Source organism: Enterobacter cloacae complex sp. Mu1197, from assembly GCF_040059225.1.
GTDB lineage: Bacteria > Pseudomonadota > Gammaproteobacteria > Enterobacterales > Enterobacteriaceae > Enterobacter > Enterobacter quasiroggenkampii.
Window position 1 is genome coordinate 361232 of sequence record NZ_CP157375.1, and the last position, 19880, is coordinate 381111.

A 19880-nucleotide genomic window follows, 5' to 3' on the forward strand; every position below is an offset into this window, starting at 1 on the left:
AATCGTCAAAATTGACGTGTCGACAGGGCGGCGGATGTGACATGGGTTGAATTTCCGTCACTGAAAAAACCTTTTGACTGGAGCCGACGGCAGAATAGTTCAGACTTAACATAATCCCCTGACGGAAGCATACGATGAAACCGGCGATTCTGGTGGTTGATGACGATACGGCAGTCTGCGAACTGCTTCAGGACGTGCTGAGCGAGCACGTCTTTAGCGTGCTTGTCTGCCATAACGGCCAGGATGCGCTGCGCCAGGTTCAGCAGGAGCCGAATATCGCGCTTGTGCTGCTGGATATGATGCTGCCGGATATCAACGGCCTGCAGGTTCTGCTGCAGCTGCAAAAGCAGCGTCCGGCGCTACCGGTTGTGATGTTAACCGGGCTGGGCAGCGAGTCAGACGTGGTGGTGGGGCTGGAGATGGGGGCCGACGATTATATTGGCAAACCGTTCAACCCGCGCGTGGTGGTTGCCCGCGTGAAAGCGGTGCTGCGCCGTACGGGCGTGCTGGCGGCGGAAGCTCCCGCAGCGCCCGTCGCGGGCATTGCGTTTAACGGATGGACGCTTGATACCACCCGCTGCGAGCTGAGCGATCCGCAGCGTAATCCCGTGCCCTTAACTCAGGGCGAGTATGGCCTGCTGCTGGCGCTCACGCAAAATGCCCGTCGGGTGCTGAGCCGTGACAGGCTGCTCGAGCTGACCCACAGCGAAAGCGCCGACGTGTTCGATCGCACGATTGATGTGCTGATCATGCGCCTGCGCCGGAAAATAGAGGCTAACCCGCATCAGCCTGCGCTGATCAAAACGATCCGCGGGCTGGGTTACGTGTTTGCCACCGATGTGAGCCGGCCCGAACAGGCGGCATAAGGCTTACGTTATCGCCGGAACAATGATGGCGGCAAAGATTGCAGCGATGCACAGATACTTGAGGGCGTAATAGGCCTTACGGTTTCTTTTTTTCAGACGCTGCCCCCGCTCGCGACCTGCATGAACGTATTTAAAAATGCGGTTAATGCCGCCAGTGCTGTCATTCTCGTCATTCGGTGAGCTGGCTGCAGACATCAGCGTGGTTCCCACCCAATGGTTAACCGCCTGCGCCCAGCGCCATTTCATCGGACGCTCAATATCGCAGAAGAGAATAATGCGCGTTTGATCCGTTTTATTCTCTGCCCAGTGGACGTAGGTCTCATCAAAAATAACGGCTTCTCCATCCCGCCAGCTGTGGCGCTGCCTGTCGACTTCAATAAAGCAGCGATCGTCATTCGGTGTGAATAAGCCCAGATGGTAACGAACCGAGCCCGCGTACGGGTCCCGGTGCTTGCCAAGCTTCGCCCCCGCCGGCAGCTCGGCAAACATGGCCGCCTTCACCGAAGGGATTTCACTTACCAGCCGGGTCGTCACCGGGCATAAAGACTGTGCGGAGGGATGGGCATCGGCATACCACTTCAGATAAAAACGTTTCCAGCCGCGTTTAAAAAAGGTGTTAAAGCCAGCGTCGTTATTATTTTCCGCCGCCTTAATATGATGCTGCAAACGCAGCGCCTCTTCGCGAATAACCAGCCAGTTTTCCGTCAGCTTATTTAATTCCGGGAAGCGTTCTGTTTCAAAGAAAGGCTGCCTGGCGGGCAGGGAAGAAAACGCCGTCATAAACATATTGATGGGCGCCATGAACGTCGAATGGTCGAAGAGCTGACGAGAAAGCGTCTGTTTTTCTTTGCCGCGTGAATGCGCATAAATAACGCTGATAATGAAAATACCGATGATGATGGCTGCGAACATTTTTCCCTTGTCCTCTTTCTATCTCATTTCGGAAAAGCGTGCGGACAGTGTGCTGCCCACGCCGAATATGCCAGATGGAGAGAGTGTAGTTCGGGGATGTAAAATTCATAGAACTGTAATGAAATATCGCAATTATTGTTAAATTAAACGCTCTCGCGAATAAACGCCTGCAGCTCGGCCAGCGTTTTTGCGCCGTCAATCGCATTGGCGGCCAGCAGGCTTGCCCGCGCGCAGGCGTGCGCCAGATAAATACTCTCTGTCAGCGGCAGCGATTCATGGCAGCCGTATAAAAAGCCCGCGCAAAAGGCATCGCCCGCGCCGACGCTGCCGATAATCTCTTCCTGCTCCAGCATCCATGACGGGATCCAGCGACCCTCTTCACCGCGGGCTTCTCCCCATGCGCCTTCCGGACTGTGGATCACCACCCGCTGGCGTACGCCTGCCGCCAGCAGCTGCGCCGCGGCATCGGCGATATGGGCAATGTGCGGGGCGTCGTTTTCGTCACGCATTGTCAGGCCGCTAAACTCACCGGCCTCCAGCTCGTTAATGACCAGATAGTCGAGATGGCGCAGGGCAGGGAGCACCAGCGGCTGATAGCGTGGGTCACCCTTGCGGGAAACCAGGTCGAGCGAGGTTTCATACCCCTGGTCGCACATTTGTGCCAGCAGCCGCGTGCTGCGGGTGCCGAACTCGTCATCGGGCATATCCAGGCTGTCGAGCAGCAGGAGATAGCCGAGATGGAAGATCTTCATCGATCCGTCTAAGCGATCGAAAGCGGGAAGATCCAGCAGGCGGTTGGCCCCCGGTGAGTGGAAAAAGGTGCGCTGTCCGCTGGGATCGGTCATCACCTGCGACATGGAGGTTGGCGCAAAGGTGGTGCGCTGTACGCGCTGGCGGTTGACGTGGTACTGGTCGAGCATCGCCAGAATGTAGTCCCCGTCGCTGTCTTCGCCAATCAGCCCCACCGCCTGCAGCGGCAGGCCAACGTGCATTTTCGCCAGCGTCAGCAGGACGTTGAGCGGCGCGCCGCCGGTTGAGCGTTCGCTGTGGGTGATTTCCGCCAGCCAGCCGCGCTCCGGCCACTGCACGATCTGGTGAACGTGGTCCACCAGCATATTGCCTGCGGCGATGATGCCTTTACGTTCCATTATGCCTGCCCCGCGCTGCCGAAAATGCGCATCTGTTCGGCGACCGTATCCGTAATCGCTTCTTCTATCCCCAGCAGCAGCTCGGCAAACTCGTCGTAGAGCGGCTGGCGTTTTGCCATACGCTGCTCCACGGCGGCGAGCGCGGCCTGCGACATCCCGGTATAGAAATTGATTTTATGAATGCCCAGCTCGATGGCGCGGCGGAAGTCGGCATCGCTAATTCCGGAGCCGCCGTGTAAAACCAGCGGCAGTCCCGTCTGCTGGCGAATGGCGTCCAGGCGCGGGAAATCGAGCTTCGGCTCGCCCCTGTATTTGCCGTGCGCAGCCACCGCCAGCGCGTCGATGCCGGTTGAATCGACAAATTCGCGCGCCAGCTGTGGGTCGGTGAAGAAGGCTTCATCCGCATGTCCGTAAAGCGCGCCGCCTTCATCTCCCCCGACCGCGCCCAGCTCCGCCTCCACCGAGACGCCCACCGCGTGGCACATCTTCACCACTTCCCGCGTCTGGCGGATGTTTTCCTCATAGCTCAGCGTAGAGCCGTCGAACATCACCGAGCTGAACCCTAAGCGCAGGGCGCGCACCACCGCCTCGAAATGCAGGCCGTGGTCGAGATTGAGCACCACGGGAATGTCGTGACGGGCGGCTTCGAACTTCACCGCTTCGACAAGCGAATCCAGCGACACGTACTTAAAGTGCACTTCGGCGATATTGATGATAAACGGCGAGCGCTCCTGCTTTGCGGCGGCGAACAGCGCGCGCAGGAAGTGGGAATCGAGCACGTTAAATGCGCCCAGTGCATAGCGGTGTTGTCTGGCGTGGGCAAGACCGTCGGCAAGAGAAATCAATGGCATCATTCACCCCTTATATCCGAAACAGGTTGTACTCATTGCACAGCACCAGCAGCGCCGGCTCGTCTTCTTCGATGTTGTTATAGCGGGCAACGGGCTGCAAAAAGTGGTTGTCGTGTTCATCGTCATTGACCGAGGACACTTCCCCGACCAGCACGTCGCCGAAGCCGCGTTCGCCCCAGAAACTGTGGTAAAGACCAGGCGTCAGGCAGATGCTTTCCCCGGGCAGCAGGCGCAGCTGGCTGCCGGGGGCGTGGGTTTGACGGCAGCCGTCGACGGTGACCGTCACGTCGGTGTTTTCCGTCTCTTCATGCGCCCCGGCATTCCATAATTCCACGATCAGATTCCCGCCGCCCCGGTTGATGATGTCTTCCCGTTTACGCCAGTGAAAATGCATCGGCGTGACCTGGCCGTCCCGCACGTGCATGATTTTTTCGGCATAGTTTTTTTCATACGGCACGCCGTTGGGCGAGCCGTTGCGCAGGGTAAACAGCGTCAGGCCCTCAGCGGCAAAGTTGTTGCCGCCGAATGCCGTCACGTCCCAGCCGAGCCTGAGGTCGAACACTTCCTGCCATGCGGCCTGGTCAAGCTGCTGCCATTTCGTTGGCGGAAAGCTGGCAAAAGGCGGGAGATGAACGTCGTGCATGGAGAAAAACTGCCGCGTGTGGCCGAGGATTTCATTGATGTCGGAGCGTTTCATGGGGACTCCTTGAAAAACAGTTCCCTCTCCCTGTGGGAGAGGGAAAAGGATCATTTAACCGTCCACCCCTTATACGTGCCGACGTTCTTTTTATCGATCATCGTCACCGGGATCAGCACGGGCGCTTTCGGCGCAGGTTTGCCCTGGAGAATGTCATAGCCGATCTCCACCGCTTTTGCCGCCATGACCTGCGGATCCTGCGCCGGGGTCGCCACAAACAGGGAGTTTTCGCGCTTCAGCGCTTCCTCACCGTCCGGTGAACCATCCACGCCAACGATAAAGAACTCATTGCGCTGCGCCTGTTTCGCGGCCAGATCGGCGCCGATCGCGGTCGGATCGTTAATTGCAAACACGCCGTCGATCTTCGGATTGGCCGCCAGCAGCGAGGTCATGACTTCCAGACCGCCTTCACGACTGCCTTTGGCGTTCTGGTTATCCGAGAGCACCTTGATATCCGGATGTTTTTTGAACTCCGTCTGGCAACCTTCCACGCGGTTTTGCACCGCTGAGACCGGCGGTCCGTTGATGATCACCACGTTGCCTTTCCCTTTCAGGCGGTCGGTAATGTACTTACAGGCCATCTCACCCGCCTGGGTGTTATCGGAGGTGATGGTCGCATCAGCCCCTTCCGCCGCGACGTCAACCGCCACGACCACGATCCCGGCGTCCTTCGCGCGCTTCACCGCCGGGCCGATCCCTTTGGAGTCCGCGGCGTTGAGGATGATCATGTCCACTTTCGCGGCGATGAAGTTGTCGATCTGCGCCACCTGCTGGCCCAGATCGTACCCGCTGGAGACCAGCGTCACCTTGACGTTATCCCCCGCCAGCTTGCGCGCTTCCAGCTCGGCACCTTTGGTGATCTGCACGAAGAACGGGTTAGCCAGGTCACCCACCGTCACGCCAATGGACTTCAGATCTTTCGCCTGCGCAAACGGCGTTGCGGCAAGCAGCGCGCCAGCACAGAGCGCGGTTACTAACGGTTTCAAACGCATCTTGTCTTCCTCACTCGTAGGGTATTGTTGTTATGCACTTTGATGGTGTCGGGTACGGTATTTGTCGATCAGCACCGCAATGATGATCACCGCCCCTTTGATCACCAGCTGCCAGAAGTAGGAGACGCCCATCAGCGTCATGCCGTTGTTGAGGGTGGCGATGATCAATGCGCCGACCAGCGTGCCGGTGATCGTGCCGATCCCGCCGACGAAGCTGGTGCCGCCGAGGATCACCGCCGCAATCGCATCCAGCTCGTAACCCATGCCGAGGTTACCGTTAGCGCTGTACAGGCGTGAGGCGCTCATGACGCCGCCGAGGCCGGAGAGCAGGCCGCTCATGCCGTAGACAAACAGCAGCACCAGCCAGACCTTAATGCCCGTTAAGCGCGCCGCCTGCATGTTGCCGCCCACGGCGTAGATATGAACGCCGAGCGTGGTACGGCGCAGGATGAACCAGCACACCACGATGACCGCCAGGGCGATCACCACCAGCCAGGGAATAGGGCCGAGATAGTTATTGCCGATCCACTCGAAGTTGATGTTCGAGTTAATGACCGTCGTGCCGTCGGCCAGCAGGTACGCCGCGCCGCGCAGCGCCGTGTAGGTGCCGAGCGTGACGATAAAGGGCGGCAGCCCGGCAAAAGCCACCAGCGCGCCGTTAAACAGGCCCAGCACCATGCCGAGCATCAGCGCGGCCGGAATGGACAGCCCTGCGAATTCAGGAATGAGCGATACCACCATCGCGGCTACCGCCGTGGTGCCGAGAATCGACCCCACGGAGAGGTCAATCCCGCCGGTGAGGATAATGAAGGTCATTCCCGCCGCCAGCACGATGTTGATCGACGCCTGACGAGTAATGTTGAGCAGATTGCTCTCGGTAAAGAAGTTCGGAGCAATAAAGCCAAATACCGCCACAATCAGGATAAGAATTGGCAAAATACCGACCGTTTGCATCAGATCGCTCATCAGCATTTTTTTGGCGGAGGCGGATTTCGCCACCTGCTGCGGATGGGTTGGAGTTGTCATGATTGCACCGCCTGATGATGAGTGTCGTTCACGCCGGTTGCCAGCGTCATAATGTTTTCCTGAGAGATGTCACGCCCGTGAAGCTCGCCCGCAATGCTGCCTTCGCGCATCACGTACACCCGGTCGCTCATCCCCACCACTTCCGGCAGCTCGCTGGAGATCATTAAAATCGCCACCCCTTTGCGCGCCATCTGGTTCATGATGCGGTAGATCTCGCTTTTCGCCCCGACGTCCACGCCGCGCGTGGGTTCGTCCAGAATCAGAATGCGCGGGCCGATGGCGACCCAGCGGGAGATGAGCAGCTTTTGCTGATTGCCGCCCGAAAGCCCGCCCGCGCGCACCTGAGCATGCGGCACGCGGATGTTAAGCAGGGCGATGGCGTCATCGGAGATGGCCTGCGCTTTTTTGCGGTTTAACATGCCGAAGGTGGCGTCGCGCTCCAGCGTCGCCATAGTGATGTTCTCCTGCGCTGCCAGCTCCAGAAACAGCCCCTGCTCCTTGCGGTTCTCGGTGAGAAAACCGATGCCGTTTTCGATGGCCGCACGCGGGGAGTGGATCACCACCGGCTCGCCGTCGACCTCAATCATGCCGCCCGTGGCTTTGCGCACGCCGAAGATAAGCTGTGCCAGCTCGGAACGTCCGGCCCCGACCAGCCCCGCCAGCCCGACGATTTCGCCGGAACGCACCTGCAGGCTGCAAGGCTGTACTTTTTTACTGTCGGTGAGGTGATGCACGTTGAGGCGCGGGCTGCCGAGGGGGATATCACGCTCCTTGTTGAACAGGTCGCTTAACGGTCGTCCCACCATCATGCGCACCAGCTCGGAGGCGTTGAGCTTGTCGCGCGTCAGGCTGCCGACGTACTGCCCGTCGCGCAGAACGCTGACGCGGTCAGAGAGTTCATACACTTCCGCCATGCGGTGGCTGATATAGATGATCGCCATCCCTTCATCGCGCAGGCGCAAAATCAGTTCAAACAGGCGATGTGTTTCCCGCGAGGAGAGGGCGGCGGTGGGTTCATCCATCACCAGAATGCGGCTGTTGCGGTGCAGCGCGCGGGCAATTTCTACCTGCTGCTGTTCGGCGATGGTGAGCTTCATCACCAGATCGGTGGCGCTGAACTGTGCGCCGAGGCGGTCAATCACCGCCTGCGCCTGGGCAGCCATCTCTTTGCGCTGCACCATCCCGCCGCGCGATAGCTCGCTGCCGAGGAAGATATTTTCGGCTACGGTCAGATTGGGCGCGAGCTGCATCTCCTGATAAATCAGGGTGATGCCCGCGGCCAGCGCATCCTTCGGCCCTTTAATGTGAAACGGCTGACCGTCAATCAGGATCTCGCCGTGGGTGGCGATATAGGCCCCCGCGAGGATTTTCATCAGCGTGCTTTTTCCCGCGCCGTTTTCGCCCATCAGCGCGTGGATCTCACCGGGAAAAACCGTCAAATCCACACCCTTGAGCGCGTGGAAACTGCCAAACGTTTTGGCAATGTTGCGCATCTCTAATACCGGGGTTCTGCTCATGGCGGATCTCCTGTGAATGCCGATTTCTGCACTTCATCACAGGTGCGTAAATGCAAAATGTCAGAAGCTGTTCATATTTGTCATAGTTATGAATAGCTAATGTGGATCACAGTTATTGAATTACCCTCACCCCGGCCCTCTCCCTGAAAGGGAGAGGGAGCAAATCATTCCCTCGCCCCTTTGGGGGGAGGGTTAGGGTGAGGGGACATCAAACCGCACAGGAACCCAACTTCATGCCATCACACCGCCCCCCGTTCTTCACCAGCGCCCGCGGTCGCCTGCTGATTTTCAATCTGCTGGTGGTCGCCGTGACGCTGATGGTGAGCGGCGTGGCGGTACTCGGCTTCCGTCACGCCAGTCAAATCCAGGAGCAGGTGCAGCAGCAAACGCTGGACGATATGACCGGCAGCATGAACCTGGCCCGCGATACCGCCAACGTGGCGACGGCGGCGGTGCGGCTCTCGCAGGTGGTGGGGGCGCTCGAGTACAAAGGGGAAGCCGAGCGCCTGAAGCAGACGCAAATGGCCCTGCGCCATTCGCTGGAGCAGCTTGCGGAGGCGCCGCTGGCGCAGCAGGAGCCAGCCCTGGTAGCGCGTATTATTCAACGAAGCAATGAGTTACAGCAGAGCGTGACGGAGATGCTGGAGCGTGGACAGCGACGCCATCTTGAGCGTAACGCGCTGCTGAGCTCGCTATACCAAAGCCAGAGTTACCTGCGTCATCTGCAGGACATCAACCGCCGTTATGACAGTAACGTACCGGGTGCGCAGCAGCTGATGGAGATGGACCGGCTGATCGCCGCCGCCATCGATACCCCTTCGCCGCGCGCGACCATCCAGCAATTGGACGCGGTGGCCGCAACGTTGCCCCGGCGTGCCGCACAGCCGGTCGTAAAGACGGTTCTGCCTGATTTTAATGCCGAGCTAGGTCAGCTCGCCCCGCTGTCGAAGCAGCTGGAGGAGAGCGATCTGGCGATAAGCTGGTATATGTTCCACATCAAGGCGCTGGTGGCGATCCTCAACAGCGACATCAATCAGTACGTGGAGCAGGTGGCGCAGGCCTCCCGGCTTCGCACCGCCCAGAGCCATCACGAACTGCAATCCATCAGCGTATTTATCACCATTTTCGCCGTGCTGGCGCTGGTCATCACCGGGTGTGCCTGCTGGTATATCTACCGCAATCTGGCCTCCAACCTGACGGCCATTTCCCGGGCGATGTCGCGCCTTGCTCACGGTGAACAGGATGTGTCCGTCCCCGCGCTGCAGCGGCGCGATGAGCTGGGTGAACTGGCGCGTGCGTTTAACGTTTTTGCCCGCAACACCGCCTCGCTTGAGCACACCACGCGCTTGCTGAAAGAAAAAACCACGCAGATGGAGATCGACCGCATTGAGCGTCAGGGGCTGGAAGAGGCGCTGCTGCACAGCCAGAAAATGAAGGCCGTTGGGCAGCTGACGGGCGGGCTGGCGCATGATTTTAATAACCTGCTGGCGGTGATCATCGGCAGTCTTGAGCTCACCGACCCCGAATCAAACGACGCGCCGCGCATTACCCGGGCGCTGAAGGCGGCCGAGCGTGGCGCCTTACTGACCCAGCGCCTGCTGGCGTTTTCCCGCAAGCAATCCCTGACGCCGCATGCGGTAGAGATGCAGCCGCTGCTGGAGAACCTCCGGGAACTGCTGCGTCACTCCTTGCCCGCCACCCTGACCCTGGAAATTGAAGCGCAATCCCCGGCATGGCCCGCATGGATCGACGTCAGCCAGCTGGAAAACGCCATCATTAATCTGGTGATGAACGCGCGTGATGCGATGGAAGGGCAAAGCGGGGTGATTAAAATTCGCACCTGGAATCAGCGCGTTACCCGCAGCGACGGACGCAAGCAGGATATGGTGGCGCTGGAAGTCATTGACCGCGGCAGCGGCATGTCGCAGGAGGTCAAATCCCGGGTCTTTGAACCGTTCTTCACCACCAAACAGACCGGGAGCGGGAGCGGGTTAGGCCTGTCTATGGTGTACGGCTTTGTGCGCCAGTCCGGTGGTCGCGTGGAGATTGAAAGCGCGCCGGGACAGGGAACGACCGTGCGGCTTCACCTCCCGCGCTCGACGCAGCCCGCCGCTGCAGTTGATGAAGCGCTGTCAGCCACCGCCTCCATCGAAAGCGAGCGCCTGGTGCTGGTGCTGGAGGATGAAGCGGATGTCCGTCAGACCCTGTGCGAGCAGTTGCACCAGCTTGGCTATCTGACGCTCGAAGCGGACAACGGTGAGCAGGCGCTGAGCATGCTGGCGGCGTCGCCGGATATTGGCATGTTTATCAGCGACCTGATGTTGCCCGGAAGCCTGAGCGGGGCCGAGGTGATTAGCCATGTGCGCAGTCATTATCCGCAGCTTCCGGTGCTGCTTATCAGCGGCCAGGATTTACGGCCCACGCATAATCCTCAGCTGCCGGACGTTCCGTTATTGCGTAAGCCGTTTACGCGGGCGCAGCTGGCGCAGGCTCTGCGGAAGGTCATGGTAATTTGAGATTCCTCCGCTACCCCCGTTTCCTGCTGTTCATTATCGTAAGGCCAGTTCACCTGCGAGTCTGGCCTTATGAAACGTTACTCAACTGCTCTGTTATTTGGTCTGCTGTCACTCACCAGCCAACTGGCTCATGCCGACATTGTTGATGATGCTATTGGCAACATTCAGCAGGCGATCAACGATGCCTACAACCCCAGCAGCAGCCGCAGCAATGACGACGACGATCGTTATGACCGCAGCCGTCAAATCGACAGTCGACAGTACGACGATCGTCGTCGGCAGCTCGAAGACAGACGCCGCCGTTTAGACGAGCGCCAGCGCCAACTGGATGACGACAGGCGTCGGTTAGAAGAGGATGAGCGCAGGTTAGAAGACGATTACGATCGAGGCTAAAGCCTGGTGGCGCTTCGCTGACGCAGGCCTGCAAAAACCTGGACCGTAGGCCGGGTAAGGCGCAGCCGCCACCCGGCAAAACTCAGTCCAGTACCAACACCATCCCGTCATACCCCGCTTCAATGCCGTCGGGCAGCGGGTTATCCATCATCCACACGTCAAACTGATGGCTGATGTGCGTCAGGATCACCTGCGGGCAGCCAATCACCTCGTTTAGCGCCATCACGGTATTTAAATCGCAATGGTTTCGCGGCGTCTCGTCGCGCGGTGCATGGCTGCAGTCGATAATCATCGCCTGCGGCTGATTGTTGAGCAGGAACTTCACCGTTTTTTCCGGCAGCCCGGCGGTGTCGGACAGCCAGGCCACGCGGCTGTGGGCCGATTCCAGCAAATACCCGAAGGTCAGTTTCGAATGGTTGAGCGGCAACGGCGTGACCCGCATACCCTGAAGCTCAAACATGACAAAGGGGTCGACCGTGTGGCTGAAATCCAGAATCCCCGGATGTTTAAACAGGTCGTCGCATCCCGCTTCGTCCGGCGGACCGTAAACGGGGATCGTCGCGCCCACGCCCCAACGCAGGGGGAAGAGCCCCTGGACGTGATCCATATGGTAATGGGTGAGCAAAAATTGCTGAAAGCTGCCTGCGGCCCAGTCGTCCATCAGGTGCGGAATACCGGCATCCAGCAGGGTGACAGCATCGTTGAATTTCACTACCGCGCTGCACGGGCGACGGCGATAGTTATCCTGCAGGCGCGCCCGGCGACACGCCGCGCAGTCGCAGCCAAAGACCGGCACCAACTGGGCGCCACCGGTTCCCGTCAACGTGATGGTCAGACTCATAGCGCACCTCTACAGCGGTTTGGTGAATCGGAAATGGCTCTGCGTATATCCTTCACGAACGTAAAAACGATGGGCGTCCACGCGCTTCACGCTGGTGGAGAGTTCGGTCAGCTCCGCGCCGGCCTCTCGTGCTACCCCTTCCGCCCAGGCCAGCAGCTGGCTGCCCACCTTTAATCCGCGCGCCTGCGGCATCACCACCAGCTCCTGGATCTCGCTGATCCAGCGCGCGTGATGGAGATGAAACTGCAGGTGCAGGCCGATCATGCCGATGACCTGCCCGTCCAGTTCGGCAAGCTGATAGCGCATATTGCGATCCTGCAGATTGGCAAGATAGCCCGCGTGAAACGCCTGGCGATCGAACTCGGCCTGCTTTAACTCGCAGATTAACGCGTAAACGATTTGCGCATCGTCGGCGGTGGCGGGACGAAGCGTGCAGTCAGGCATGCTGTTTCTCCTTCTGACGGATAAGCGATAAAAAGGTCTCGACTGACTGTAGCAAACTTCCGTCGTTATTGAGGACGTGGCAGTCGGACGGGGTATAGCGGGCCGCACGCTCCAGGCGCTGGTCGATCTCACGGGCGGATTCGCGACCCCGGCTCTGCAACCGGCTGCGCAGGACGTCCGGTGAAACCTGCAGGCAGACTGGCAGAAGGGCCGCTCCATAGCGGGCGCGCGCTTGCGAAAGATGCGCCCGCGAGCCGTTGACCAGCACGTCGAACCCCGCATGCAGCCACAGATCGGTCTCGATACCGATCCCGTAGTAATAGCCGTTGGCGTGCCAGCTCAGCGCCAGCAGATTTTGCCCGGCACGGGTGAAAAACTCCTGCTCGCTCAGGGCGATATGGTTTTCACTCCCCGCATTCGCCGCCCGGGTAATGTACCGGTGCGCCACCAGCAGTTGCGGATGCTCCTGCTGCCGTAAGGCGGAAAGCAGGCTGTCCTTACCGGAGCCGGACGGCCCCATTAACCAGATAAGTCTTCCCATCAGAACACCCTCTTTCCCTGACGCCAGACGTGGTCGATATGGATGTGCTCGCCCCTGCGGTGGGCCAGCACCAGATCCGCCCGCTTGCCTTCGGCTATCTCGCCGCGATCCTGCAGGTTAAGTGCGCTGGCCGGGTTTTTCGTCACCAGGCGAATCGCCTGTGGTAGCGTAAAGCGGTTGCCCTCGTCGTCGGCCACCCGGAACGCCGCGTCGAGCAGGCTGGCGGGGTAATAGTCGGACGAGAGGATATCCAGCAGGCCAAGGGAGGCGAGCTTGCTTGCCGCGACGTTGCCGGATTGTGAGCCGCCGCGCACGATGTTCGGTGCGCCCATCAGCACGTTCATGCCGTGCCTGCGGGAGGCTTCAGCCGCCTCGAACGTGGTGGGAAATTCGGCGATCACGCTGCCAAGCTGGTGGGATTCAAGGACATGATCGTGTGTGGCATCGTCATGGCTGGCCAGCGCGATATTACGGTCCCGGCACATCGCCGCAATCCTGAGACGGTTAGGCTGGGACCACTGTGCCGCAAGCGCCAGCTGCTCTTCTTCGTAACGGGCCATCTCCGCATCGCTGAGAGAATATTTGCCCTGATAGTATTCGCGATACTTTTCGATGTTGGCGAACTGACGCTGCCCCGGCGAGTGGTCCATCAGGGAGACCAGCGAGACCGGCTCGCGGCCTACCAGCTTTTCAAACAGCGGCAGGGTGGTGTGGTGCGGCAGCTCGCAGCGCAGGTGCAGGCGGTGCTCGGCGCGGTTGAGGCCGCGTTTTTGCGTCTCCTCCACGGCGTTGATCATCTTCTCCAGGTTCTCCAGACGGTCGCCGCCGTCGCGCACGTCACCGATGGCCACCGCGTCCAGTACGGTGGTGATGCCGCTGGCGACCATCAGCGCGTCGTGGCTGCTCATCGCTGAATGCGCGGGCCAGTCCACCTTCGGCCGTGGCGTGAAGAACTTGTCCAGATTATCGGTATGCAGTTCGATCAGCCCCGGCAGCAGCCAGCCGCCGTCGCCGTCCATCGCTTCGGGTGAGCGGCTCTGGGTTTCGGCAAACGCGCGGATTGTTCCGTCCTGGATCTCAATCGAGCCGCCAACCACCTCATTGTCCAGTACCAGCTTGACGTTATTGATAATCATGCGGGAGTCCCCATTGGGTGCAGCCTGTCCGCGACGCGGGTGCGAACGCTCTCGTCGTGGAAGATCCCGACGATCGCCGCCCCGCGCGCTTTGGCCTGTTCGATCAGTTCCACCACGGCGGCGCTGTTTTTGCTGTCGAGCGAGGCGGTGGGTTCATCCAGAAGTAAAATCGGGTAGTCGACGATAAAGCCTCGGGCGATATTGACGCGCTGCTGCTCGCCGCCGGAAAAGGTCGACGGGGCAAGGTGCCAGAGGCGCTCGGGCACGTTCAGGCGCGTCAGCAGGCTGGCGGCTTTGGCGGCGCAGGTTTCGCGCGGCACGCCGAGATCCAGCAGCGGCTGCATCACCACGTCGAGGGCGGAGATCCGCGGGATCACCCGCAGAAACTGGCTCACCCAGCCGATCGTGGTGCGGCGCACGTCCAGCACCTTACGCGCGGGGGCCTGTACCAGGTCGACCCATTCATCGCCGTGGCGAATATGAATATGGCCTTCGTCGGGCAAATAGTTGGCGTAGAGGGAGCGCAGCAGGGTCGATTTTCCGCTGCCGGAGTGGCCGTGCAGCACCACGCATTCGCCGCGATTAACCTCCAGAGAGGCATTTTGCAGCACCGGCAGACGCACGCCGTTTTGCTGGTGGAGCACAAAGGTCTTACTTACGTTTTGTACGTGGATCATGTTGGCCTCGCGATTTGTTTTGCCGGGTGGCGGCTTCGCCTTACCCGGCCTACAAGGTGCGGTGTTCGTAGGCCGGGTAAGCGCAGCGCCACCCGGCAGCAGCACCCTCAGTTCTGCAACACGGACGACACCAGCAGCTGGGTGTAGGGATGGTGGGGATCGTCGAGCACACGGTCGGTTAACCCACTTTCCACCACCCGACCCTGCTTCATCACCAGCAGGCGGTCCGCCAGCAGGCGCGCAACGCCCAGATCGTGGGTGACAATCACCACTGCCAGGTTCAGCTCTACCACCAGGCCGCGCAGCAGGTCGAGCAGGCGCGCCTGCACCGAGACGTCCAGCCCGCCGGTGGGTTCATCCATAAACACCAGCTTCGGGTGCGTGACCAGGTTGCGGGCGATCTGCAGGCGCTGCTGCATACCACCGGAGAAGGTGGTGGGCAGGTCATCGATGCGCGAGGCGGGGATTTCCACTTCTTCCAGCCAGTGTTGCGCCGTAGCGCGGATGTTGCCGTAGTGGCGCGCGCCGGTGGCCATCAGGCGTTCGCCGATATTTCCCCCCGCCGAGACCTGACGGCGCAGGCCGTCCATCGGGTGCTGGTGCACCACGCCCCACTCGGTGCGCAGCAGGCGGCGGCGCTCGGCCTCGCTCATGCCATAGAGGGAGTGTCCCTGATAGAGTATCTCGCCGTGTTGCGGCGTCAGGCGCGCGGAGATGGACTTCAGCAGGGTGGTTTTGCCTGAGCCGGACTCGCCGACAATCCCCAGCACTTCGCCCGGCCACAGCTCGAACGACACGTCGCTAAAGCCTTTGCCCGGCGCATACAGGTGGGTCAGGTTGTTAACCGAAAGCAGCGGTTTCATTGGCCGTTCGCCTCGCTCTGTTGGCGGCAGAAATCGGTGTCGGAGCAGACAAACATCCGTTTGCCCGTGTCATCCAGCACCACTTCATCCAGATAGCTGTGTTTGGAACCGCAGATGGCGCACGGCTCGTCCCACTCCTGCACCGTAAACGGGTGATCGTCGAAATCCAGGCTTTCGACACGCGTGTAGGGCGGGACGGCGTAGATGCGTTTTTCACGTCCGGCACCGAACAGCTGCAGGGCGGGCATCATGTCCATCTTCGGGTTATCGAATTTCGGGATCGGCGACGGGTCCATGACGTAGCGCCCGTTGACCTTCACCGGGTAGGCGTAGGTGGTGGCGATATGGCCGAAGCGGGCGATATCCTCATACAGCTTCACCTGCATGACCCCGTACTCTTCCAGGGCGTGCATGGTGCGGGTTTCGGTTTCGCGCGGCTCGATAAAGCGCAGCGGCTCCGGGATCGGCACCTGGAAAATCAGAATCTGATCTTCAGCGAGCGGGGTTTCCGGAATGCGGTGGCGGGTCTGGATCAGCGTCGCGTCTTCGGTTTTTTCCGTGGTCGCGACGCCCGTTACCCGCTGAAAGAAGTTGCGGATCGACACGGCGTTGGTAGTGTCGTCGGCGCCCTGGTCGATCACTTTCAGCACGTCTGCTTCACCGATCACGCTGGCGGTGAGCTGAATACCGCCGGTACCCCAGCCGTAGGGCATCGGCATTTCGCGGCCGCCGAACGGCACCTGATAGCCCGGGATCGCCACCGCTTTAAGTATCGCTCGGCGGATCATGCGTTTGGTTTGCTCATCCAGATAGGCAAAGTTGTAGCCGCTTAAGTTAGCCATGTTTGCGCTCCCGTTGCAGGCGTTTCAGCAGTTCCAGTTCGGCCTGGAAATCGACGTAGTGCGGCAGCTTGAGGTGCGAGACGAAGCCCGCGGCCTCGACGTTATCCGCGTGGGCCAGGACGAACTCTTCGTCCTGCGCCGGGCCCGCGATGTGTTCGCCGTAGTCCGGCGCCTGCAGGGCGCGGTCGACCAGCGCCATGGCCATCGCCTTGCGCTCGCCAAGGCCAAACACCAGCCCGTAGCCGCGGGTAAAGTGCGGGTCTTCATTTTCGGGGGCAACAAAACCGTTCACCATTTCGCATTCTGTCATCAGCAGTTCGCCGACGTTCACCGCAAATCCCAGCTCTTCCGGCACGATTTCAACGTCGATGTAGCCGCTGCGAATTTCGGCGGCAAACGGATGGTTACGCCCGTAGCCTCGCTGGGTGGAGTAGGCCAGCGCCAGCAGATAGCCTTCGTCGCCGCGCATCAGCTGCTGCAGGCGGGACGAGCGTGAACACGGGTAGACCGGCGGCGTGCGGGTGATGTCATCCGGCTGCGCGCCGGAGTCCTCCTCCGCCTTCGCCAGGCCCTGTTTCGCCAGCAGGCTGAAGACGTGCGGGGACGGTTCCTGTTCGGCGTCAGAGGTGCTGAGCGGCGACGTCTCGCCGTTCGCCAGCAGGGTAAAATCCAGCAGGCGATGGGTGTAGTCACAAGTAGGGCCAAGCAGCTGGCCGCCGGGGATGTCTTTATAAACGGCAGAAATGCGGCGCTCCAGGCGCATCTCCGCCGTATTCACCGGCTCGCTGACCGCCAGTTTCGCCAACGTGGTGCGGTAGGCGCGCAGCAGGAAGATCGCTTCCACGTTATCACCGCTGGCCTGCTTCAGGGCCAGCGCCGCCAGTTCTTGGTCGGCGATGCCGCCCTCGGTCATTACCCGGTCTACGGCGAGGTTTAGCTGCTGCTCGATTTGGGCGACGCTCAGCTCGGGGAGCTGTTCATCGCCCCGTCGTCTGTGCGCCTGCAGCGCATGGGCGGCGGCGATGGCCTTCTCGCCCCCTTTGACGGCAACGTACATCAGCACACCTCCACGTGGGTGGTCCGCGGGATGGCCAGCAGGCGTTCGCCGCAGGTCAGGATCAGGTCAATGCCCAGAGGGAACGGGTGCGGGCGCTCGGTCAGCTCGTGAATGATGCACTCTGGCAGCTGCGGCGCGACCATGCGTTCGTCGGCGATGCCTGCCCCGGTCAGGCGCAGCATGCGGCCGCCGCTCAGGCTGGCGACCTGCAAAATCAGCGTGGCGCTGGTTTCCGGGGCGACGGCGGTGCCTTCGCTCAGGTCGTTGAGCTGCTCGTGGCTGATGTGTTCGTCGGCCACGGCAAAGATCGCCTGCCGGGGCTGATCGACCAGCGGAGCGCCGGTATGAAAACGCAGGTTCTGGCTGGCGATGTCGTTCGACAGGGCACCCGAAAGCCATACCGGGGTATCGTTGTCGGCCAGGGTCAGCAGTACGCTGGTGGTGGCCAGATTCAGCGGCAGCCAGCCCTGGGAGAGCTGGTGCAGCGAGACAATCACGCCCGGCTCGCTCATGGCCTTCAGCAGGCGACGAAAACTGTGTTGGGCATCCTGGACGGCCAGGGTAAAAGCAGGTTGAAGCGTCATGCGTTGTCTCCGCGAACGAGCGTAAAGAAGTCGACCCGGCTGGTATTCACTTCGGCCTGACGCGCGGCAAGACGTGCGGCGCGGTCGGCCTCCAGCGGGGAAATAAGGGTTTCCATCAGCGTCTGGAAATGCGGTGGTTCCTGTAAAAGCGCATCGATGGCCGCGCAGCGCTCGGCGTGGGCTTTATCACGCCCCAGCACGTAGCTGTAGCCCAGCGTGCCGCTGTGCAGGCGGATCGCTGCGCGGGTGAGGGTGGCATCCCCGGCGAAAAAGCGCTCGCCGGTGCCGCCCATGCGCGCCTGGATCTGCACGAGGCCGATCTCCGGCGCGCGGAGGATGTCGTAGTCGGGGGCCAGGCTAAGGGCGTTCATGCGGGCAGACAGCGCAGCAGGCTGGCTGTGGGCCAGCACGCGCATCCAGTGCTGTCGGGTGGCGGTGTCGAAGTGCATTCAGTGCTCCATGGTGAATTCGATCATGTCGGCGCGGGTCAGGCTGACGGAATATTCCGTCGCGTCGATCTCGCCGTCACGATGGTTGAGGGTGCGCACGCAGAGCAGCGGGGCCATATTGGGGATTTCGAGCACTTTGCTCTCTTTCGCCTGCGCGCGGCGGGCGCTGATGCGCGTCTGGGTGCGTTTCAGCGCAATGCCTGTCGCATTCTGGAGAAAATCATGCAGCGAACCGCTGGAGAAATTCTGCAGCACTGGCCAGAGGGTGAGATCCGCGAAGTAGTGGTCTATCTGGCACACCGCGACGCCGTTGACCCGGCGCAGCGTGCGCAGGTGGATGACGTTGTCGCCCTCCTGAATACCCAGCGCGTCCGCCACGTGGCTGGAGGCCGGGCGTAATACCGAGAGCAGCTTTTCGCTGGTCGGGTGGCTGCCCTGATCCAGCAGGTTCTGGCTAAAGCGCGCCTGGGCGTTAAGCGGGTAGTCGAACGGGCGCATCAGCACCAGCACGCCCACGCCCTGACGGCGCTGGACCCAGCCACGCTCGACCAGCTGGTCAATGGCGCGGCGCAGGGTGTGTCTGTTCACTTCATAGCGGTCGGCAAGCTGCTGCTCGGCAGGAAGGTAGTCTCCGCAGCGGTAGTGCGTGCGAAGCTCCACTTCGAGCTTCGCCGCAATCTCTTGCCAGCGGGTGGGGTAACTGGTCGGATGTCTGGATAAGTGCATAGAAAACAAAGCCTCGCCTCTCAGATGAAGTGCTTACGCAAACGTTGAGAGAGGAAATCCAGCAGGCTGACGGTGACGATGATGAGCACCATCAGGGCGCAGGTTTGCTGGAACTGGAAACCGCGAATCGCTTCCCACAGGGTGACGCCAATCCCGCCTGCGCCGACCATGCCGACGACGGTGGCGGAGCGGACGTTGGACTCAAAGCGGTACAGGGAGTAGGAGATCAGCAGCGGCATCACCTGTGGCAGAACGCCGTAGAGGATCTCTTCGATTTTGTTGGCGCCGGTCGCGCGAATGCCTTCCACCGGACCGGGCTCAATGGCTTCGACCGCCTCGGAGAGCAGCTTGGAGAGCACGCCGGTGGTGTGGATGAACAGCGCCATGACGCCCGCAAACGGACCCAGGCCGACGGCGACCACGAACAGCATCGCAAAGACCATTTCGTTGATCGCACGACAGGCGTCCATCAGGCGGCGCATGGGCTGGTATATCCACCACGGCACGATGTTTTCAGCGCTCATCAGGCCAAACGGAACAGAGAGAATAACGGCCAGCGCGGTGCCCCAGACGGCGATTTGCAGGGTGACCGCCATTTCGCTGAGGTAGTCCTGCCACTGGCTGAAGTCCGGCGGGAAGAAGTCGGCGGCGAAGGTCGCCATGTTGCCCGCGTCTTTGAAGAGCAGCAGCGGATCCATTTCCGCGCCCTTCCAGGAGATAACCAGCACCGCCAGCAGGATGGCCCAGCTTATGAGTGAGAACCAGCTGCGCTTTGGCGGTGGGAGGGTGATGGTTTGCATGT

The 19880-nt window shown here is 60.8% G+C and carries 22 protein-coding genes; 3 read left to right on the forward strand and 19 right to left on the reverse strand.

Annotated features, from left to right (window positions below; all coding sequences use genetic code 11):
- Nucleotides 1-134 precede the first annotated feature (134 nt).
- On the forward strand, nucleotides 135-866 hold the full coding sequence (locus tag ABFV38_RS01660) for a response regulator transcription factor (RefSeq protein WP_045909185.1): 732 nt from the start codon (nucleotides 135-137) through the stop codon (nucleotides 864-866).
- A gap of 3 nt (nucleotides 867-869) precedes the next feature.
- On the opposite strand, the gene lpxO is transcribed toward ABFV38_RS01660, so the two are convergent.
- The 7 genes from lpxO to ABFV38_RS01695 form a co-directional block, all read right to left on the reverse strand.
- Nucleotides 870-1778, reverse strand: coding sequence for a lipid A hydroxylase LpxO (lpxO, locus tag ABFV38_RS01665; RefSeq protein WP_008500041.1), 909 nt, complete (start codon nucleotides 1776-1778; stop codon nucleotides 870-872).
- 143 nt (nucleotides 1779-1921) lie between these two features.
- Nucleotides 1922-2929 carry a carbohydrate kinase family protein gene (locus ABFV38_RS01670; RefSeq protein WP_348959400.1) on the reverse strand — a complete coding sequence of 336 codons (1008 nt, stop codon included), beginning with the start codon at nucleotides 2927-2929 and terminating at the stop codon, nucleotides 1922-1924.
- The gene (locus ABFV38_RS01675) at nucleotides 2926-3777 is read right to left on the reverse strand and encodes a ketose 1,6-bisphosphate aldolase (protein ID WP_348959401.1); all 852 of its coding nucleotides are present in this window, start codon (nucleotides 3775-3777) and stop codon (nucleotides 2926-2928) included. Before ABFV38_RS01675 ends, ABFV38_RS01670 begins: the two co-directional genes overlap by 4 nt.
- Before the next feature lie 10 nt (nucleotides 3778-3787).
- A complete protein-coding gene (locus ABFV38_RS01680) occupies nucleotides 3788-4474 on the reverse strand; it encodes a D-lyxose/D-mannose family sugar isomerase (protein ID WP_348958278.1) in 687 nt (228 codons plus the stop codon).
- A gap of 50 nt (nucleotides 4475-4524) precedes the next feature.
- A complete protein-coding gene (locus ABFV38_RS01685; RefSeq protein ID WP_021242935.1) occupies nucleotides 4525-5466 on the reverse strand; it encodes an ABC transporter substrate-binding protein in 942 nt (313 codons plus the stop codon).
- 30 nt (nucleotides 5467-5496) lie between these two features.
- Complete coding sequence (locus ABFV38_RS01690; protein ID WP_262790672.1) at nucleotides 5497-6492, reverse strand: ribose ABC transporter permease; 996 nt, start codon at nucleotides 6490-6492, stop codon at nucleotides 5497-5499.
- Nucleotides 6489-8009, reverse strand: a complete 1521-nt coding sequence (locus ABFV38_RS01695) for a sugar ABC transporter ATP-binding protein (RefSeq protein ID WP_348958280.1) — start codon at nucleotides 8007-8009, stop codon at nucleotides 6489-6491. Before ABFV38_RS01695 ends, ABFV38_RS01690 begins: the two co-directional genes overlap by 4 nt.
- Before the next feature lie 233 nt (nucleotides 8010-8242).
- Between ABFV38_RS01695 and ABFV38_RS01700 the strand changes: the two genes are divergently transcribed.
- Both ABFV38_RS01700 and yjdP read left to right on the forward strand, forming a co-directional pair.
- A complete protein-coding gene (locus ABFV38_RS01700) occupies nucleotides 8243-10525 on the forward strand; it encodes an ATP-binding protein (RefSeq protein WP_348958282.1) in 2283 nt (760 codons plus the stop codon).
- A 69-nt stretch (nucleotides 10526-10594) separates the two neighbouring features.
- Entirely contained in the window at nucleotides 10595-10918 is a 324-nt protein-coding gene (gene yjdP, locus ABFV38_RS01705; RefSeq protein WP_033144428.1) for a DDRRRQL repeat protein YjdP, read from the forward strand.
- 82 nt (nucleotides 10919-11000) lie between these two features.
- On the opposite strand, the gene phnP is transcribed toward yjdP, so the two are convergent.
- From phnP to phnE, 12 genes are all read right to left on the reverse strand, one after another.
- Nucleotides 11001-11759: a phosphonate metabolism protein PhnP gene (gene phnP / locus ABFV38_RS01710; RefSeq protein WP_069719688.1), complete on the reverse strand. Its 759-nt coding sequence runs from the start codon at nucleotides 11757-11759 to the stop codon at nucleotides 11001-11003.
- A 9-nt stretch (nucleotides 11760-11768) separates the two neighbouring features.
- Entirely contained in the window at nucleotides 11769-12203 is a 435-nt protein-coding gene (phnO, locus tag ABFV38_RS01715; protein WP_348958284.1) for an aminoalkylphosphonate N-acetyltransferase, read from the reverse strand.
- The gene (phnN, locus tag ABFV38_RS01720; RefSeq protein WP_196347396.1) at nucleotides 12196-12747 is read right to left on the reverse strand and encodes a ribose 1,5-bisphosphokinase; all 552 of its coding nucleotides are present in this window, start codon (nucleotides 12745-12747) and stop codon (nucleotides 12196-12198) included. Before phnN ends, phnO begins: the two co-directional genes overlap by 8 nt.
- Nucleotides 12744-13880: an alpha-D-ribose 1-methylphosphonate 5-triphosphate diphosphatase gene (gene phnM, locus ABFV38_RS01725; RefSeq protein ID WP_348958286.1), complete on the reverse strand. Its 1137-nt coding sequence runs from the start codon at nucleotides 13878-13880 to the stop codon at nucleotides 12744-12746. Before phnM ends, phnN begins: the two co-directional genes overlap by 4 nt.
- Entirely contained in the window at nucleotides 13877-14557 is a 681-nt protein-coding gene (gene phnL, locus ABFV38_RS01730) for a phosphonate C-P lyase system protein PhnL (protein ID WP_048226483.1), read from the reverse strand. Before phnL ends, phnM begins: the two co-directional genes overlap by 4 nt.
- 107 nt (nucleotides 14558-14664) lie before the next feature.
- Complete coding sequence (gene phnK, locus ABFV38_RS01735; RefSeq protein ID WP_196365655.1) at nucleotides 14665-15420, reverse strand: phosphonate C-P lyase system protein PhnK; 756 nt, start codon at nucleotides 15418-15420, stop codon at nucleotides 14665-14667.
- Nucleotides 15417-16262, reverse strand: a complete 846-nt coding sequence (gene phnJ, locus ABFV38_RS01740; protein ID WP_048030272.1) for an alpha-D-ribose 1-methylphosphonate 5-phosphate C-P-lyase PhnJ — start codon at nucleotides 16260-16262, stop codon at nucleotides 15417-15419. The genes phnK and phnJ overlap by 4 nt, the downstream gene beginning before the upstream one ends.
- The gene (locus ABFV38_RS01745) at nucleotides 16255-17319 is read right to left on the reverse strand and encodes a carbon-phosphorus lyase complex subunit PhnI (protein WP_348958287.1); all 1065 of its coding nucleotides are present in this window, start codon (nucleotides 17317-17319) and stop codon (nucleotides 16255-16257) included. Before ABFV38_RS01745 ends, phnJ begins: the two co-directional genes overlap by 8 nt.
- Nucleotides 17319-17903: a phosphonate C-P lyase system protein PhnH gene (phnH, locus tag ABFV38_RS01750; RefSeq protein ID WP_348958288.1), complete on the reverse strand. Its 585-nt coding sequence runs from the start codon at nucleotides 17901-17903 to the stop codon at nucleotides 17319-17321. Before phnH ends, ABFV38_RS01745 begins: the two co-directional genes overlap by 1 nt.
- Nucleotides 17900-18352 (reverse strand): phosphonate C-P lyase system protein PhnG, encoded by a 453-nt coding sequence (gene phnG, locus ABFV38_RS01755; RefSeq protein WP_348958290.1) that lies wholly within the window; start codon nucleotides 18350-18352, stop codon nucleotides 17900-17902. Before phnG ends, phnH begins: the two co-directional genes overlap by 4 nt.
- Complete coding sequence (gene phnF, locus ABFV38_RS01760) at nucleotides 18353-19078, reverse strand: phosphonate metabolism transcriptional regulator PhnF (protein WP_023326523.1); 726 nt, start codon at nucleotides 19076-19078, stop codon at nucleotides 18353-18355.
- Between the two features lie 20 nt (nucleotides 19079-19098).
- Complete coding sequence (gene phnE / locus ABFV38_RS01765) at nucleotides 19099-19878, reverse strand: phosphonate ABC transporter, permease protein PhnE (RefSeq protein WP_348958291.1); 780 nt, start codon at nucleotides 19876-19878, stop codon at nucleotides 19099-19101.
- Between the last annotated feature and the right edge of the window lie 2 nt (nucleotides 19879-19880).